Genomic DNA, 16,257 nt, shown 5'->3' on the forward strand with positions numbered 1-16,257 from the left:
CCCCCCCCCCCCCCCCCCCCCCCCCCCCCCCCCCCCCCCCCCCCCCCCCCCCCCCCCCCCCCCCCCACCCCGACCCCCCCCACCCCGCCGACGCCCCCCCCCACCCGGCGATGCCGACGGTGGCGACGCTGACGGCGGCGACGCTGACGAGGGCGACACCGATAACGGCGATGCCGACGGTGGCGACTCCGAAACCCCCGGCGACGCTGACGGCAGCGACGCTGGCGAGGGCGATGCCGACGGTGGCGATGCTGACGGTGGCGACGCTGGCGAGGGCGACACCGATAACGGCGACGCTGGCGACGCTGACAACGGCAACACCGACGGTGGCGATGCTGACGGCGCCGACTCCGACAACGGCAACGCTGACGGCAGCGACTCCGAAACCCCCGGCGACGCTGGCGAGGGCGACGCTGGCGAGGGCGACACCGATAACGGCAACACCGACGGTGGCGATGCCGACGGTGGCGACGCTGACGGCGGCGACGCTGACAACGGCGACTCCGAAACCCCCGGCGACCACCACACCCCGGGTCACGACAGTGACTCGAACGGCACCAAGCCTGAGGACGGCCACAAGCCCAGCACCGACAATGATGGCGGCATGAAGCCGTCCACTGACGGCCACGGCTCCACGGACGATCACAACCACGAGGCTCCTGCTGGGAACAACAACAATGGTTCCCACGGCGGAACCCATGCTGATCACTCGCACGGCTCCTCCGGTCTTGCAAACACCGGCGCCTCGGTGATGAGCACCACCGGCATGGCTCTCGGTTTGATCCTCACCGGTGCAGCTGCCATCTTCCTCGCTCAGCGCCGGAAGAACGCCTAGCGTCCTCACGCTAGTGCGCGGACAGTAAAGGGATTCGCCTCCCACTGCCACTAGACCACTGCTCTCCTCCCCTACTTATCTCGTCACAGGGGGAAGGAGAGCAGTTTTCTTATACGCCCACCCACTTCCCTGCCCGCTCACCTCTGGGCAGCGAGTGAGGTGGGCAGAGGGTGGCGTCGATAAGCCTAAAAAACTCCCCACCGAACGGGCTATGCCATTCGGTGGGGAGTGCGCGCTGTGCGGCGGGACTACTTCCAGCGGCCGCGATAGGTGAGGCCACCAGGGAGATTCACCCACACACCACCGCGAGAGTTGAAGGTCACCGGCCCCACCTTGGTGGAGGTGGAGGCGCCAGAACCCGAGAAGTTAATCCACGAGTTCTTGCCCACCTTCTTGCGCTTACGGAATGTGATTCCCATGCTTGTCTCCTAGTTGTTCTCGCCGCGGGAATCATCGTCCTCGCCGCTGGTACCGGAGCTGTCCTCGTCATCCGCCGCAGGAACCACGGTGTTATCGGATTCGGGAACATCCTCCTCGGCGGCGTCGCTGACTTCCTTGATCGCGGCGGCAGCCTCGGGGGAGATCTCGGAGAAAGTCTCCTGGGGCAGCGGCTTCGGGCGCGGAGTGAAGGTGAAGGTGGCGTCGTCGGCGTTCTTGGACTCGCCGTCCCAGCCCTCGACATCGACGGTGATGATCTCTCCGGCTCCCACCTCGCCAAAGAGGATGCGCTCGGACAGAGCATCCTCGATATCGCGCTGAATGGTACGACGCAGCGGACGAGCACCCAAGACCGGATCAAAGCCACGCTTCGCCAAAAGGTTCTTGGCCTTATCGGTGAGCTCGATGCCCATATCCTTCTCGGAGAGAGCATCCCGCACGCGGGAAATCAAAAGATCCACCATCTGCACGATCTCATCGCGGGTGAGCTGATGGAACACCACCGTGGAATCAATACGGTTGAGGAACTCGGGGCGGAAGTGCTTCTTCAGCTCATCATCCACCTTCTGCTTCATCCGCTCATACTGGGCCTCGTGGTCCATCTCCGAGGAGCCGGTGAAGCCCAAGCCCACCGGCTTCGAGATGTCCTGGGTGCCCAGGTTCGAGGTGAAGATCAAAACCGTGTTCTTGAAGTCCACGACGCGGCCTTGGCCGTCGGTGAGACGACCATCCTCGAGAACCTGCAACAAGGTGTTGTAGATCTCCTTATGCGCCTTCTCGATCTCGTCGAAAAGCACCACGGAGAAGGGCTTGCGGCGCACCTTCTCGGTGAGCTGGCCGCCCTCTTCATAGCCCACATATCCGGGAGGGGCACCGAAGAGACGGGAGGCGGTGAAGCGGTCATGGAACTCGCCCATATCGATCTGGATGAGGGCGTCTTCCTCGCCGAAGAGGAACTCTGCCAAAGCCTTGGACAGCTCCGTCTTACCCACACCGGAGGGGCCAGCGAAGATGAACGAACCGCTGGGGCGCTTCGGATCCTTCAGGCCGGCACGGGTGCGGCGGATGGCACGAGAGACTGCCTTCACGGCATCGTCCTGGCCGATGATGCGCTTGTGCAGCTCCTCTTCCATGTGGAGCAGGCGATCGGATTCCTCTTCGGTGAGCTTGAATACGGGGATGCCGGTCCAGTGGCCGAGCACCTCCGCGATCTGCTCCTCGCTGACCTCAGCGATGTCCTCGAGGTCGCCGGAGCGCCATTGCTTTTCCTTCTCGGCGCGCTCTTCACCCAGCTTGCGCTCCTTATCGCGCAGGCCGGCGGCCTTCTCAAAGTCCTGGGCGTCGATCGCGGCTTCCTTCTCGCGGCGCACGCTCGCGATACGCTCATCCACCTCGCGGATGGAGTCGGGGGCGGTCATGCGCTTAATGCGCATGCGGGCACCCGCCTCATCGATCAAATCCACGGCCTTATCCGGCAAGAAGCGGTCGTTGATATAGCGGTTAGACAAATTAGCAGCCGCGGACAGGGCGCTATCGGTGATAGAGACACGGTGGTGCGCCTCGTAGCGGTCACGCAGCCCCTTGAGGATCTCGATGGTGTCCTCCACCGACGGCTCGGGAACCTGCACCGGCTGGAAACGACGCTCGAGAGCCGCATCCTTTTCGATGTGCTTGCGGTACTCATCCAAGGTGGTGGCACCGATGGTCTGCAGCTCACCGCGGGCCAGCTTGGGCTTCAGCAGCGAGGCAGCGTCGATGGCGCCCTCGGCGGCGCCGGCACCCACGAGGGTATGAATCTCGTCGATGAACAAAATGATGTCGCCGCGCTGGTTAATCTCCTTCAGCACCTTCTTCAGGCGCTCCTCAAAGTCACCGCGGTAACGAGAACCGGCCACAAGAGAACCCAGGTCCAGCGAGTAGAGCTGCTTATCCTTGAGAGTCTCAGGAACCTTGCCATTAACGATGTCGAGGGCAAGTCCCTCCACCACGGCGGTCTTACCCACACCGGGCTCGCCGATGAGTACGGGGTTATTCTTCGTGCGGCGAGACAACACCTGCATAATGCGCTCGATCTCGTCCTCACGGCCCACCACGGGATCCAACTTGCCATCCTTGGCAGCCTGGGTGAGGTTACGCCCGAACTGGTCCAACACCAGGGAATTAGAACGCTCCCCAGCGCCACCGCCACCGCGGCCGCCGCTGGCCGCACCGGCGCCGAGCACCTTGCCACCGGCAGGTGCGGCGCCACCCTCGTCCTCGGATCCTTCCTGGCCGCCCTCATAACCGGAGAGCAGCTGGATAACCTGCTGACGCACGCGCGGCAGATCCGCGCCGAGCTTCACCAGCACCTGTGCGGCTACGCCCTCACCCTCACGAATGAGGCCGAGCAGCAAAAACTCGGTGCCGATGTATTTGTGCCCCATCTGCAGGCCCTCGCGCAAGGACAGCTCCAACACCTTCTTGGCGCGTGGAGTAAAGGGGATGTGCCCACTGGTTTGCTGGGTGCCGTGGCCGATAATCTCCTCGACCTCTTGGCGCACCGCATCGAGAGAGATGCCCATCGACTCGAGCGCCTTCGCGGCTACACCTTCGCCCTCGCTAATAAGACCGAGCAGGATGTGCTCGGTGCCAATGTAATTGTGGTTAAGCATGCGAGCTTCGTCCTGCGCTAGCACGATCACTCGACGGGCTCGGTCCGTAAATCTCTCAAACATAGTGTTGTGTGTCCCCTTTACTTCATAAGCCGCGCGCGATAGTCCGCGCGCCGGCTCATTCAACTGGTGTTATTCGCTACACACACTCTAACGCGCGCGCGGCGGTGGTCATCCCCGTCGCCGGCTGCCGCACCTACTCCCATGGCAGCCCTGCGCATGTTTGTGCTGCTCAGGCCGCCTTGTGGAAGGTGTACGCCTGTAGCGAACACGCAGGGCGAGGCATTCTCAACGCGCCCCGCTCCTTGCCCTCAAAAAACTATAAGGTTAGGCTACACTCTAACATTTTCTGTGTGGGGGTTGAGCTCCCTCCTACTCGCTGCGCAGCGCACCGGGCTAGTGGGGGTTCACCACTGCCCCACCCTTGGTGAAAGGACATTCATGACTGCCTCTGTTGCCGAGCCCTTGTCCCTAGCATTGAAGGCCTCTACCGCCCAAGCCCACGACTTGGCGGAAAACGCCGAGTTCATCAAAAAGGTAGTCGGCGGCGAACTCGATGTCGCCGCCTACACCGCCCTACTGGAGCAGACCTATCAGTTCTATGCCGCTCTGGAGTCCATGAGCCGCGGCCTGCAAAATGATCCGATTTTCGCGCTCATCTATGACGAGACGCTGATGCGCCTGCCGCAACTGCGCAAGGATCTGCGTGCCCTGCACGGCTCGGATACATGGCGGGAGAATCTCACCATGCTTCCCGCCACCGCCCGCTATTGCGTCCGCCTCGCAGAAATCGGCGCACTGGCCGATGGACCGGCGGCTCTCGCACACCATTATGTGCGCTACCTGGGCGATCTCTCGGGCGGCCAGGTGATTGCGGTGATGCTCAAGCGCCACTACGGGGTGAATGAGGAGGCGCTGAACTTCTACCGCTTCATCGGCATCGACAAGCCCAAGAAGTATAAGGACTCCTACCGCGAGAAGCTGGATAATCTGCAGCTCACCGAGGCGCAGCGCGAGCATGTTCTCGACGAGGCCGCCCGCGCCTTCCGCCACAATATGGAGGTCTTTGGTGATCTGAAGGAACTCACTGGGATCTAACCCCTGCTGAGTGGCGGGCGTCTGTGCTGGCTGTCGCCGCCGCAGGCGGCCGCACACAGTGGCACCGCCGAGCACGCGCGCCGCGGGCCAGAACTGAGTAGTGTCCTGACCCGCACGTAGAGTACAGGGTATGCGTTTTCTCGAAGAACCTACCCATGAATTGACCTACTCCGACGTGTTTATGGTGCCCTCGCGGTCCTCCGTGGGCTCGCGTATGCACGTTGATCTCAGCACCAGTGACGGCACCGGCACGACCATCCCGCTCGTGGTGGCCAATATGACGGCCGTTGCTGGTCGCCGCATGGCGGAGACGATCGCCCGGCGCGGCGGGCTCGCAATCCTGCCGCAGGATGTGCCCGCAGAGATTGCCGCGGAGACGATTCGCAAGGTGAAGGATGCCCACCTCACCTTCGACACCCCTATCACGGTCAAGCCCCACCACACCGTGGGCTATGCCCGCAACCTGATTCATAAGCGCGCGCATGGCGCCGCCATCGTAGTGGCGGAGGATAAACCGGTGGGCCTTATTACGGAAAAGGACCTCGTGGGCGCCGATAACTTCACCCAGGTGGGCGCGCTCATGGCTACCTCGCTGCTCACCCTGCCCACGGATATTGATCCCCAAGAGGCCTTTAGCCGGCTGCGGGATGCCTCCCGCAAGCTCGCCCCAGTGGTCGATAGCGAGGGTCGTCTCGCGGGAATCATGACCCGCACCTCCGCGCTGCGCGCCACGGTCTATACCCCCGCGGTGGATGACTCTGGGCGGCTGCGGGTGGGCGCTGCCATCGGCATCAATGGCGATATTGAGCAGCGGGTGCGCGTGCTTGTCGACGCCGGCGCTGATGTCTTGGTCGTGGACACGGCACACGGCCACCAGGATTCCATGATCGCCGCCGTAAAGCGGGTGCGGGCACTGGATCCAGGGGTGCCGATTGTGGCCGGCAATATCGTCACGGCCGAGGGTGTACGCGATCTCGTCGCGGCTGGCGCCGACATCATCAAGGTGGGCGTGGGCCCAGGTGCGATGTGCACCACGCGCATGCAGACGGGCGTGGGCCGCCCGCAGTTTACGGCGGTGCTCGAATGCGCGGCGGCGGCCCGCGAGCTCGGGGCGCATGTGTGGGCCGATGGCGGGGTGCGCGATCCGCGCGATGTGGCGCTGGCGCTTGCTGCGGGCGCCTCGAATGTGATGATCGGTTCGTGGTTCGCCGGCACCTTTGAATCCCCGGGCGATCTCATGCACGACGCCGATGGGCGCATGTACAAGGAGTCCTTCGGTATGGCGTCACGCCGGGCGGTGGAAAACCGCAATCAGCGCACCGAGGCCTTCGAGCGCGCCCGGCGCGAAATGTTTGAAGAGGGCATTTCCTCTGCGCGTATCTATCTCGATCCTGCCCGCGGCGGGGTTGAGGACCAGGTGGATTCCATCATCAGCGGTGTGCGCTCCTCCTTCACCTATGCCGGTGCCGCCTCGATCCCGGAGTTCCACGAGCGCGCCGTGGTGGGTATTCAATCTGCCGCCGGCTACCAAGAGGGCAAGCCCCGCTCCTCGCGCGGCTAAACCCCGCCACTCTGCACACTCCCCACAACGACAACGATGGCAGCACCCTCATCAGAGGATGCTGCCATCGCGGAAATAAACGGACTAAACGGCAGGGGCGCGGTTATGAGAGCCCGAGGGCTGCGGCGAACTCTTCCTTGAGCTGCTCGAGCCGCTGCTCAGCGGCGGCGCGATCGGAGGCGATCACCTCGAGATAGCACTTGAGCTTGGGCTCCGTGCCGGAGGGGCGGGCGACAATGCGATCGCCGCCATCGGTTTCCACCCAGAATCCGGTGGTGGGCGGCAGCCCGCGGAATCCGGCGGAGAGATCCGAGAAATCCGTTACGTTTGCGCCCGCCAACGTGGTCGGCGGGGTGGTCTTGAGTCGTTCCAGGGCGGCGGCGATGGCCGCCGGGTCGGACATGCGGAAGGTCAATGGCGAGGTGACATACAGCCCATAGGCTGCGGCGATCTCGTCGAGGAAATCCTGCAAGCTCTTGCCCTCGGCGCGGAGGCGATCCACCAGATCGGCGACGCGCAGGCAGGCGGTGATGCCATCCTTATCGCGCACGATCTCCGGATCGGTGCAGTAGCCCAATGCTTCCTCGTAGCCCATGATCATCTCCGGGGTGCGGGCGATCCACTTAAACCCGGTCAGGGTGGGCTGGAAGCGCAGGCCGTGGCGCTCGGCCACCTTGCCCAGCAGGCGCGAGGACACGATCGATGCCGCGAGCGTGGCGTCGCCACCCTCGTGGGAGCGGGCGATGTCCTCGGCGAGTACGGCGCCCACCTCATCGCCGGAGAGCTGACGCCAGCCCTCGGCGGTAGGAATGGCCACGGAGCAGCGATCCGCATCGGGGTCGAGGGCGAGGATGAGCTCGGCGCCAGAGCGCTCGGCGGTGGCGATGGAGAGATCCAGCGCCCCATCCTCCTCCGGGTTGGGGAAGGCCACGGTGGGGAAATCAGGATCGGGCTCGAATTGCTCAGCCACCGGGGTCACCGCGCTGAATCCCGCGCGGGAGAGCACGGTCTGCAGCACGCGGCCACCCACACCGTGCATGGCGGTGAACACGATGGGCAGATCGGATTCCCCGCTGCCCCGACGCAGGCTCACCGCACGGGAGAGGTACTCCTCCAGCACCGATTCGGCCACCGGCTCGATATTTTCTTTGCGGCGCGGAATCTCATCGGCGTCCGGGGCGGCGGCGATAAGCTCCGCGATCTCCTTATCGGCGGGGCTGATCAGCTGCACGCCCTTGGCGGCGTCACTATCTACCACGCGGCCACCGAGGTAAACCTTGTAGCCATTATCCTTAGGCGGATTATGCGAGGCGGTCACCATCACACCGGCATCGGCGTCGAAGTGACGCACGCAGAAGGCGGTGAAGGGGGTGGGTAGCTGCGGCGGAATCAGGTGCACGATGCACCCCGCTGCGGCGAAAATCTCTGCGGCTGCCTGGTGGAAATCGGCGGAGCCATAGCGCGCATCGCAGCCGATCACCACCACAGGCCGCTCCACCTGAGAGTTCAGCCATGCGGCCACGCCGGCGGTGGCGCGGGAGACGGTCGCCACGTTCATCCGCGACTCACCGCCCTCGAGGCGGCCGCGCAAACCGGCGGTGCCGAACTCCAGCGGGCCGGCAAAACGGGCGGCAAGCTCCTCGGTATCATCCGCGTCGAGCAGGCGCTGCAGCTCGGCGGCGGTGGTCTCGTCGGGGTCGTGCTCGATCCAGCGAGCGATCCGAGAACGATCGATAGTCATTTAGTCCAACTCCTTCAGAATGGCGGCGGAGGAGGAGCAGCCGAGACGGCTGGCCCCAGCCTCGATCATGGCTTGGGCGGTGGCGAGATCACGGATCCCGCCGGAGGCCTTCACTCCGAGGCGATCGCCCACGGTCTCGCGCATGAGGCGAACAGCCTCCACGCTGGCGCCGCCGGCCGGGTGGAATCCGGTGGAGGTTTTCACAAAGTCGGCCCCTGCGGCCTCGGCGGCCTGGCAGCAGCCCACGATCTCCTCGTCGCTGAGCACTGCGGATTCGATGATCACCTTGAGCAGCGCGTTCGGGATGGCCGCCCGCACGGCGGCGATATCGGCCTGCACGGCCTCGAAGTCGCCTTCCTTGGCATCGGCAATGTTGATCACCATGTCCACCTCGTCGGCGCCCTGCTGCACCGAGAGCGCGGCCTCGGCGGCCTTGATCTCCGACTGCACGGCACCAGAGGGGAAGCCGCACACGGTGGCCACAGCAACACCCTCGGGGGCGGTGATGGGCAGCTCGGAGGGAGAGACGCAGATGGAGAACACTCCCAGTTCGCCGGCCTCGGCGGCGAGAGCCTCAAAGTCGGCGCGGGTGGCCTCCGGCTTCAGCAGGGTGTGGTCGATATAGCGGGCGAGTTCTGCTCGGTTCAAGCTCATAACAACAGTCTCCTTAAACGATGCGATCAAGAATGATGGTGCGGGCCGGGGCGGGGCCATCGCCGATGACGATGCCCGGGCGGATGGATTCCAGCGCCCGCTCGATGCGATCGGGGGTTTCGGTGTGCAGGGTGAGCAGTGGCTCTCCCTTCTTCACCTCTTGGCCGATCTCGGCATGAATCTCAATGCCGGCGGTGGCCTGCACGGGATCTTCCTTGCGGGCGCGACCAGCGCCGAGACGCCAGGAGCCCACGCCCAAAGCGAGCGCATCCAGCTGGGTGAGCACGCCATCGCGCTCAGCGCGCAGAACCTCCTGATGCGGGGCCACAGGCAGGGCCGCGTCCGGGTCGCCGCCCTGGGCGCGGATCATCTTCCGCCAGGAATCCATGGCGCGGCCGTCCTTGAGGGCCTCTTCCACGTCCGGGTCGTGCACGCCCACCAGCTCCAGCATCTCGCGGGCCAGCTCACAGGTGATCTCCACCAGATCAGCGGGGCCGCCGCCGGCGAGCACCTCGAGGGATTCCTCCACCTCGAGGGCATTGCCAATCTTGCGCCCCAAGGGGGTGTTCATGTCGGTGAGGAGTGCTCGGGTGTTCACCCCAGCGTCATTGCCCAGATCCACCATGGTGCGGGCGAGGGCGCGGGCCTGGTCGAGGTCCTTCATGAACGCGCCCGAACCGACTTTCACGTCCAGCACCAGCGCCGAGGTGCCCTCCGCGATCTTCTTGCTCATGATGGAGGAGGCAATCAGCGGGATGCAATCGACGGTGGCGGTGATATCGCGCAGCGCGTAAATCTTCTTATCCGCCGGGGCGAGGCCAGCGCCGGCTGCCGCCACCACCGCACCGGAATCCTCGAGGATGGACATGAGGCGATCATTGGGCACATCTGCCTGCCAGCCCGGGATGGACTCCAGCTTGTCGAGAGTGCCGCCGGTGTGGCCCAGGCCGCGGCCCGAGAGCTGCGGCACCGCCACCCCATAGGAGGAGACGAGCGGCCCGAGCGGGAGCGTCACCTTGTCGCCGACGCCGCCGGTGGAGTGTTTATCGGTGGTGGGCTTCGACAGCCCGGAGAAGTCCATGGTGGTACCGGAGGCGATCATCGCCTGGGTCCAGTCCACGATCTCGCGACGGTTCATATCGCGGATGAAAATGGCCATGTTCAGTGCCGCCATCTGCTCATCGCCCACGACCCCGCGGGTATAGGCATCGATGACCCAGTTGATCTGCTCAGTGGAGAGTTCGCCGCCATCGCGCTTGGTGCGGATGATATCGACGACATCGAATTGTTCAGCCATATCGCCTTTGTCCTCTTTCCTCTAGCGGGCCCCACCACGGCAGTGACCTCACTCACCGTGGCTCCCCAAAAGTTAGGTAGACCCTTGATATTGCTCTTTGAGACCAAGTATCATCCCGCTTAGAACAAATGTCAATACGTGGATTGCCAATTGTTCCCTGTTTGTCGCGCTGTGCTTTCCGACGAGGGACCGTACGCTGATCAGCTAAGAGCTTGACCGCAGCCAACGCCGATTCATGCCCGGAGAGCGGCGTCGTCAAGCGTGCTTCTTCTCCCCAGCGAAAGGACCACCTCGCATGGTTGATCACGCCTCCTTGCTCGCGCGCGCCCGCGAAGCCGCCGAGCACGCCTACGCCCCGTACAGCGACTTCCCCGTGGGGGCCGCCGTGCTGAGCGCAGACGGAACAATCTACACCGGATGCAATGTAGAAAACGCCTCCTATGGGCTCACCCTGTGCGCCGAGCGCAATGCCACTACCACCATGATCGCCCGCCTCGACCCCAGCGATAGCGTGGGACGACGCATCGATACGGTCGCCATCGTCGGCCTGAACGCGGCCCCCTGCTGGCCGTGCGGTGCGTGCCGCCAAGTGCTCCGCGAGTTCGGCTGCACCACCGTCGTGGTGGAGGATGACAAGGGCGAGCCTCTCAGCCTGAATTTCGACACACTCCTGCCCTATTCCTTCGGGCCCGAACACCTCTCTAAGGAGGCATAACCTATGGATCGCTTCCAAGGCCTCATCGGCATTTTTGTGATCTTCGCGGTACTCATCGCGTTATCCTCACATCGCCGCCAGATCAATTGGCGCACCCTAGGCGTGGGCTTAGTGCTCCAGGTGTCCTTCGCACTATTGGTGCTGAAGTGGACCCCCGGTTTCCACGCTCTCGAAGCTGTCTCCAGCGCAATTGAGAAGCTGATCGACTACACCAACAAAGGCACCTCCTTTGTCTTTGGCCCCCTCTTCGGCGAGGACGTGGGCTTCATTTTCGCCCTCAACGTCTTGCCGGTGATTATCTTCCTCGGCGCCATCATCGGCGCCCTGTACTATCTGCGCATTCTGCAGTGGTTCGTGGAGATCGTGGGCACCATCCTGCGCAAGGTGCTGGGCGTATCCAAGATCGAGGGCGTGTGGGCCTCGACGGTGATCTTCCTCGGCCAGTCCGAGGCCCCGCTGGTGATTAAGCCGTGGCTGCCCAAGCTCACCCGCTCCGAGCTATTTACCTGCATGTCCGGCGGATTCGCCGCCGTGGCCGGCTCCACCTTGGTGGGCTATTCGCTGCTGGGCGCACCGCTGCCCTATCTGCTGGCCGCCTCGGTGATGAACGCGCCCGGCTCGCTCATGGTGGCCAAGGCCCTCATGCCCGAGACGGAAGAATCGCAGGTGAACGCCAATGTGCGCGAGGTACGCGATGAGGATTCGCGCAATATTATCGACGCCATCGGCACCGGCGCGCTCTCCGGCGGCCGGATCGCCGTCACCGTGGCCTGCCTGCTGGTGGCCTTCATCGCCGGTATCGCTATGGTCAATGCCGGCATCGGCGGCATCGGCAGCATCTTCGGCCAAGAGAATTGGTCCCTCGAGGGGCTATTCGGCGTGCTCCTCGCCCCGCTGGCGTGGGCAATCGGCGTGCCCTGGGAAGAGGCCAGCTTGGTGGGTAACTTCATCGGCCAAAAGACCATTCTCAACGAGTTCGTCGGCTATACCGCCTTCTCCGAGCACGTGGATGATCTCTCCGCGAAGTCCGTGATGCTCACCTCCTTCGCCCTGGCTGGTTTCGCCAACTTCTCCTCTATCGCCATCCAGATTGGTTCCTTCGGTGCCCTCGTTCCCGAGCGTCGCTCCGAGGTAGCCGAGCTCGGCATCAAGGCCCTCTTCGCCGGCTTCTGCACCAATATGCTCAACGCCGCCATCGTGGGCATCGTCGCCTTCTAGCTTCGACGCTTATCGACGCCTCCCCGCCGCCACTCACCCTGCGGTGGGGAGGCATTCCTCTGACCAGGGCCACACCGCGGGGCCCACGCGGGCGGGCGGGAACCCCTAGCGCTCGAGGATGGCGCAGGCGGTTTGGTGGTCAATCACCAGATGGGTGGCCAGCCCCATGCGCAACGCGGCGGCAATGGCGGCGGTTTTGGATAGCCCTCCGGCCACGAGAATGCGCACCGGGCGAGAGGAGAGATCCGAGAGGCTAATCCCGACGGTGCGCTCGTCTACGCTCGGGGCCGCAATGGCGCCCTCGCTGGTGAAAAAGCGGGAGCAGGCATCGCCCACCGCGTCCCGCTCTAGCTGCTGGATCTCGCGCTCGCTGAGATAGCCCATGGATAGCGGCAACGAGTCGCGGTGCACCGCGCCAACGGTAAAGATCGCCACATCCGTGTGCGCCCCGAGTTCCAGGGTGTGGCTGATGAGCCGGTCCTGTTCCACCACGGCTTTGGTTTCGGCATTATCGAAAATCACGGGCAGCGGCAGGGTGCGGGCATAGGCGCCGAAGGCGCGACAGAAGAGATTGATGGTCTCGATATCGTTGCTGGAGCGTTCGCTATAGCTCAGCCCGCCCTTGAGCTGCACGATCTCCACGCCTTGGCGCGGGGTATCGCTCAGGGCGCGAGCCACGGCATACATGGTATTTCCCCAGCTCACTCCCACGAGATGCCCGTCATCGACGTGCTCTTGCAGCACCAGCGCCCCCATGCGGCCGAGCTCTTTGAGGATTTCCTCGGAGGAGTCGCGGGCGGTGTGCACCACGCGCACCTCTTTCAGCCCGTACTGGCCGAAGCGTTCCACCAGGGTTTCGGCCACATGGCCGCGTTCTTCCCGCGGGTCGAGGATCTGGATGACGACATAGCCGCGCTCCCGGGCGTATTGCAGCAGCTTCGCCACGGTGGGGCGGGAAATACCCATCTCGGCGGCCACCTCGGCCTGGCTCATCTCCGACTCGTAGTAGAGCTTCGCCGCGCGGAGGGCCTGTTCATCGCGAGCATCCATACCGTGGGGCCTTTCCTTTTATCGATGTATTCACAAGCGGCGCTAGGGAAATCTAGCGGTTGAGGGCCGCGGTGGCGGAGCGATCAATACGGCCGAAATTGTAGTAGGCGGCGCAGGCCCCCTCGGGCGAGACCATGCAGGTTCCGATCGGGGTGGCGGGCGTGCAGGCGGTGCCGAAGACGCGGCACTGCCAGGGCTTGATCCGGCCGGTGAGCACGCTGCCGCACTCGCAGGCCTTCGGGTCTTCCACCCGGCGGCCCGGAATATCGAAGCGCTTCTCTGCATCCCACGGCGCATAGTCCTCGTGGATAGCCAGGCCAGACTCGGGCAGCGTCCCCAGTCCGCGCCACTCGAAACTCTCTCGCACCACAAAGGTCTCGCCCAGCAGGGCCATGGCTTGTTTATTGCCGCCGGGTTGGACCACGCGGGCGTATTGGTTATCCACTCGCGCCAGCCCGGCGTCCACGTCGCCGCTGATGCATTGCCGCAGCAGCATCGCCACGGATTGCAGCACATCGAGCGGCTCGAAACCGGCCACCGCCACGGGCATATCGTATTCAAAGGGCAGAAACTCGAAGGCATCCGTGCCCACGATCGCTGCCACATGCCCGGGCCCGATGAAGCCATCGACGGCGGTTTCTCCGCCATTGACGATCGCCCGCAGGGGCGGCTCGATGAGGACGTGATTGGAAAATACCGAAAAATTCTTGATGTCGAGCGCCTTGGCGGCGCGCAGCGTGGCAGCGGTGGAGGGCGCCGTGGTTTCAAATCCCACGGCAAAGAAGATCACGTGCTTATCGGGGTTCTTCTTCGCCAGCTCGAGAGAATCCAAGGGCGAGTACACGAACTCCACATTGGCGCCACGCGCTCGGGCATCGAGCAGCGAGCCCTCCGATCCGGGCACGCGCATCATGTCCCCGAAGGTGGTAAAGAGCACGTCCGGTTGGGAGGCCAGCCAGAGGGCGTCGTCGACACGCCCCATGGGGATCACGCACACCGGGCAGCCAGGGCCGTGGACCAGATTGATGGAATCGGGGAGCAGATTCTCGATGCCATAGCGATAAATGGTGTGGGTATGCCCGCCGCAGACCTCCATCAACGACAGCGGCTCGTCGAGGGCAGCGGCATCGCGTTCAATGCGATCCAGCAGGGCCCGCGCGGCGGCGGGGTCACGGAACTCATCTACAAATTTCATCGCAGCCGCTATCCGATATCCGAACGAGAGAAGGAATCGAGCTCATCATCGAAGGTCCCACCGCCGAGCTGCTTGATCTGCTGCAGGGTGAGAGCGGCCTCATCCTCGTCGATCTTCGACAGCGCAAAGCCCACATGCACCAGCACCCACTCCCCCTCCTCGAGGGCCTCGCCCACCAAGAGATCGGTGGAAATCTTCCGGCTCACCCCAGACATTGACACTGTGGCACGGTGGCCATCCTCAATATCCACGACTTGTGCGGGCACTCCCAGACACATCGGTGTTCCCTTCTTCGGTATTAGCGAGGATTCTCAGCTTTAATCACAAATTTTACTCCCGCTGCGCGGGCTCACCTAACGCAGATGGGCCCTGGCGATGGCCCCGCGGCAGGCGCTCCGGCCGCAGCAGATTGAGCTCGGCGATAGCGCGGAGCGAGGCTTCGGCATCCGCCGCGTCCACCACGGTCATGGCGAAGCCCTGTTGGATCAGCACATAGTCGCCCACCTCGGCCTCGGGCAGATAGGACATATTCACTTCCCGCCGCTGCCCGGCCATATCCACCTCGGCCATGCTCAACAGGCCAGGCTCGCGGGAGAGAATCTTGGCGGGGATTCCGAGACACATCTTTAGTCCTCCTCCTCGGCGCTCGCAGCCGATACGGTATCTTCACGCAGCCGCAGCCCCATCTGCCCCTGCGGGGCGGCAGCACAGGGCAGGCAGGGATCAGCGGTACGGATCGATTCCTCCACATCACAGTCCTGCACCAGCGCGTGCCGCATCATCTGCGCCAACCAGTACTCGTTCTGGGCGGTGGGGGTGAGGATGCGACACTGCACCACTCGCTGCTGTTCATCCACCGTGTAGGTGTGGGCGAGCAGCCCGCGCGGCCCATCGACGACCCCAGTGAAGGTGCCCGCCCGCGGCTGCAGCTCCGCCTGAATATCCGCGCCATAGAGCTCGTCTCCCGAGCGGAGCCGCTCGACTGCCGCCACGCGGCGACGAATCTCCGCCACCATGACCGCCGTCAGGCCCCGCTCCGCGGTGGCGGCATCGGCATGTGCCACTGGGCCCACCCGGTAGGGCTGCCACTGCCCCGAGGACAGCCGCACCTGCGGGCGGGGCGCCGGATCACCGGGGCGGGTTTCGCGGATGCGTTCAGCACTCTCCGCCGCGGCGAAGCTCTCCCCTGAAGAGAGCACAATCCGATCCCCCACCGGGTCCGCGCCGAGGTGCATATCCACTCCCTGCCACGGGGGCACGGGAGATTCCGCCGCGCCACACTCCAGCAGCTCCGCGCAGAGCTGCTCCACCTCCAGATCGAGCGCCTCCACCGCGGCCCTATCGGCGGGGGCCACCACCCCACCCGGGGTGGCTACGCGGGGAAAATGCCCGGTGGCCCCGGCCGCTGCCATGAGTGCATCGCCACGCTCTTTGAGCGCCCGCGCACTCTGCGGGCTCACGCTGAGGAACTTGGGCGCATAGGCGGACAAAGCGGCACCGTGGAGCAGAAGCTCCCGCACAGCGCGGGCGGTGGCGGGCAGAGCAGACACGCCGTGCATCCGATCGAGCGCCGCCATCCCCGCCAAGTGGTGGGCCACGGGGCAGAGCCCGCAGAGGTGAGTCACCATGTGCACCACCTCGGCCACCGGTTTCCCGAGGAGTAGCGGCTCCAGTCGCGGCAGCCCCGAGAGGTCAAAGTGGGCATCAACGATGCGCCCGTCTCTATCGCGGGTATAGAGCACCGTGGCCTCGAAAGGATCAATGATGGCGTCGAGGCGGATGCTGGTGGAGGAGTTAGACATAA

Annotated in this window: 16 protein-coding genes; 6 read left to right on the plus strand and 10 right to left on the minus strand. The window is 64.4% G+C overall.

Annotated features, from left to right (window positions below; all coding sequences use genetic code 11):
* Positions 1–119: 119 nt before the first annotated feature.
* A complete protein-coding gene (locus KR227_RS06030; protein ID WP_218364400.1) occupies positions 120–608 on the plus strand; it encodes a hypothetical protein in 489 nt (162 codons plus the stop codon).
* Complete coding sequence (locus tag KR227_RS06035) at positions 605–835, plus strand: LPXTG cell wall anchor domain-containing protein (protein WP_218364401.1); 231 nt, start codon at positions 605–607, stop codon at positions 833–835. Before KR227_RS06030 ends, KR227_RS06035 begins: the two co-directional genes overlap by 4 nt.
* Positions 836–1,083: 248 nt before the next feature.
* Here KR227_RS06035 and KR227_RS06040 read toward each other — a convergent pair whose 3' ends face one another.
* Positions 1,084–1,254, minus strand: a complete 171-nt coding sequence (locus KR227_RS06040; RefSeq protein ID WP_151529835.1) for a DUF4236 domain-containing protein — start codon at positions 1,252–1,254, stop codon at positions 1,084–1,086.
* Between the two features lie 9 nt (positions 1,255–1,263).
* Positions 1,264–3,987, minus strand: a complete 2,724-nt coding sequence (locus KR227_RS06045) for an ATP-dependent Clp protease ATP-binding subunit (protein ID WP_255549169.1) — start codon at positions 3,985–3,987, stop codon at positions 1,264–1,266.
* A 378-nt stretch (positions 3,988–4,365) separates the two neighbouring features.
* On the opposite strand from KR227_RS06045, the gene KR227_RS06050 reads away from it, so the two are divergent.
* Together KR227_RS06050 and KR227_RS06055 are read left to right on the plus strand one after the other, a co-directional pair.
* Positions 4,366–5,022 carry a heme oxygenase (biliverdin-producing) gene (locus tag KR227_RS06050; RefSeq protein WP_151529837.1) on the plus strand — a complete coding sequence of 219 codons (657 nt, stop codon included), beginning with the start codon at positions 4,366–4,368 and terminating at the stop codon, positions 5,020–5,022.
* Positions 5,023–5,152: 130 nt separating this feature from the next.
* Positions 5,153–6,583 (plus strand): GuaB1 family IMP dehydrogenase-related protein, encoded by a 1,431-nt coding sequence (locus tag KR227_RS06055; RefSeq protein ID WP_218364402.1) that lies wholly within the window; start codon positions 5,153–5,155, stop codon positions 6,581–6,583.
* A gap of 103 nt (positions 6,584–6,686) precedes the next feature.
* Here the strand turns inward: KR227_RS06055 and KR227_RS06060 are convergent, their stop codons facing one another.
* The 3 genes from KR227_RS06060 to KR227_RS06070 are packed head-to-tail and all read right to left on the minus strand — an operon-like array spanning position 6,687 to position 10,275.
* Positions 6,687–8,324, minus strand: coding sequence for a phospho-sugar mutase (locus tag KR227_RS06060; RefSeq protein ID WP_218364403.1), 1,638 nt, complete (start codon positions 8,322–8,324; stop codon positions 6,687–6,689).
* Complete coding sequence (deoC, locus tag KR227_RS06065) at positions 8,325–8,978, minus strand: deoxyribose-phosphate aldolase (RefSeq protein ID WP_218364404.1); 654 nt, start codon at positions 8,976–8,978, stop codon at positions 8,325–8,327.
* A gap of 13 nt (positions 8,979–8,991) precedes the next feature.
* The gene (locus KR227_RS06070; RefSeq protein WP_218364406.1) at positions 8,992–10,275 is read right to left on the minus strand and encodes a thymidine phosphorylase; all 1,284 of its coding nucleotides are present in this window, start codon (positions 10,273–10,275) and stop codon (positions 8,992–8,994) included.
* 295 nt (positions 10,276–10,570) lie between these two features.
* Between KR227_RS06070 and KR227_RS06075 the strand changes: the two genes are divergently transcribed.
* Positions 10,571–10,990, plus strand: a complete 420-nt coding sequence (locus KR227_RS06075) for a cytidine deaminase (RefSeq protein WP_151549843.1) — start codon at positions 10,571–10,573, stop codon at positions 10,988–10,990.
* 3 nt (positions 10,991–10,993) lie between these two features.
* Positions 10,994–12,208, plus strand: coding sequence for a NupC/NupG family nucleoside CNT transporter (locus tag KR227_RS06080; protein ID WP_218364407.1), 1,215 nt, complete (start codon positions 10,994–10,996; stop codon positions 12,206–12,208).
* Positions 12,209–12,313: 105 nt separating this feature from the next.
* On the opposite strand, the gene KR227_RS06085 is transcribed toward KR227_RS06080, so the two are convergent.
* From KR227_RS06085 to KR227_RS06105, 5 genes are read right to left on the minus strand one after another with little or no spacing between them, the layout of a single operon-like run.
* The gene (locus KR227_RS06085) at positions 12,314–13,258 is read right to left on the minus strand and encodes a sugar-binding transcriptional regulator (protein ID WP_218364409.1); all 945 of its coding nucleotides are present in this window, start codon (positions 13,256–13,258) and stop codon (positions 12,314–12,316) included.
* Positions 13,259–13,310: 52 nt separating this feature from the next.
* Complete coding sequence (gene hypD / locus KR227_RS06090) at positions 13,311–14,453, minus strand: hydrogenase formation protein HypD (protein ID WP_151529845.1); 1,143 nt, start codon at positions 14,451–14,453, stop codon at positions 13,311–13,313.
* An 8-nt stretch (positions 14,454–14,461) separates the two neighbouring features.
* On the minus strand, positions 14,462–14,731 hold the full coding sequence (locus KR227_RS06095; RefSeq protein WP_151529846.1) for a HypC/HybG/HupF family hydrogenase formation chaperone: 270 nt from the start codon (positions 14,729–14,731) through the stop codon (positions 14,462–14,464).
* A gap of 52 nt (positions 14,732–14,783) precedes the next feature.
* Positions 14,784–15,077, minus strand: coding sequence for a HypC/HybG/HupF family hydrogenase formation chaperone (locus KR227_RS06100; protein ID WP_151529847.1), 294 nt, complete (start codon positions 15,075–15,077; stop codon positions 14,784–14,786).
* 2 nt (positions 15,078–15,079) lie between these two features.
* Positions 15,080–16,255, minus strand: coding sequence for a reducing hydrogenase subunit alpha (locus KR227_RS06105; protein WP_218364411.1), 1,176 nt, complete (start codon positions 16,253–16,255; stop codon positions 15,080–15,082).
* Positions 16,256–16,257: the final 2 nt, after the last annotated feature.

The organism is Corynebacterium sp. TAE3-ERU30, from assembly GCF_019209925.1.
Lineage (GTDB): Bacteria > Actinomycetota > Actinomycetes > Mycobacteriales > Mycobacteriaceae > Corynebacterium > Corynebacterium megadyptis.

Excerpts from the sequence above, each read along its gene's own strand:
- KR227_RS06035 (WP_218364401.1), top strand. The coding sequence starts at position 605 with ATGAAGCCGTCCACTGACGGCCACGGCTCCACGGACGATCACAACCAC.
- KR227_RS06040 (WP_151529835.1), bottom strand. The coding sequence starts at position 1,254 with ATGGGAATCACATTCCGTAAGCGCAAGAAGGTGGGCAAGAACTCGTGG.
- KR227_RS06045 (WP_255549169.1), bottom strand. The coding sequence starts at position 3,987 with ATGTTTGAGAGATTTACGGACCGAGCCCGTCGAGTGATCGTGCTAGCG.
- KR227_RS06050 (WP_151529837.1), top strand. The coding sequence starts at position 4,366 with ATGACTGCCTCTGTTGCCGAGCCCTTGTCCCTAGCATTGAAGGCCTCT.
- KR227_RS06055 (WP_218364402.1), top strand. The coding sequence starts at position 5,153 with ATGCGTTTTCTCGAAGAACCTACCCATGAATTGACCTACTCCGACGTG.
- KR227_RS06060 (WP_218364403.1), bottom strand. The coding sequence starts at position 8,324 with ATGACTATCGATCGTTCTCGGATCGCTCGCTGGATCGAGCACGACCCC.
- deoC (WP_218364404.1), bottom strand. The coding sequence starts at position 8,978 with ATGAGCTTGAACCGAGCAGAACTCGCCCGCTATATCGACCACACCCTG.
- KR227_RS06070 (WP_218364406.1), bottom strand. The coding sequence starts at position 10,275 with ATGGCTGAACAATTCGATGTCGTCGATATCATCCGCACCAAGCGCGAT.
- KR227_RS06075 (WP_151549843.1), top strand. The coding sequence starts at position 10,571 with ATGGTTGATCACGCCTCCTTGCTCGCGCGCGCCCGCGAAGCCGCCGAG.
- KR227_RS06080 (WP_218364407.1), top strand. The coding sequence starts at position 10,994 with ATGGATCGCTTCCAAGGCCTCATCGGCATTTTTGTGATCTTCGCGGTA.
- KR227_RS06085 (WP_218364409.1), bottom strand. The coding sequence starts at position 13,258 with ATGGATGCTCGCGATGAACAGGCCCTCCGCGCGGCGAAGCTCTACTAC.
- hypD (WP_151529845.1), bottom strand. The coding sequence starts at position 14,453 with ATGAAATTTGTAGATGAGTTCCGTGACCCCGCCGCCGCGCGGGCCCTG.
- KR227_RS06095 (WP_151529846.1), bottom strand. The coding sequence starts at position 14,731 with ATGTGTCTGGGAGTGCCCGCACAAGTCGTGGATATTGAGGATGGCCAC.
- KR227_RS06100 (WP_151529847.1), bottom strand. The coding sequence starts at position 15,077 with ATGTGTCTCGGAATCCCCGCCAAGATTCTCTCCCGCGAGCCTGGCCTG.
- KR227_RS06105 (WP_218364411.1), bottom strand. The coding sequence starts at position 16,255 with ATGTCTAACTCCTCCACCAGCATCCGCCTCGACGCCATCATTGATCCT.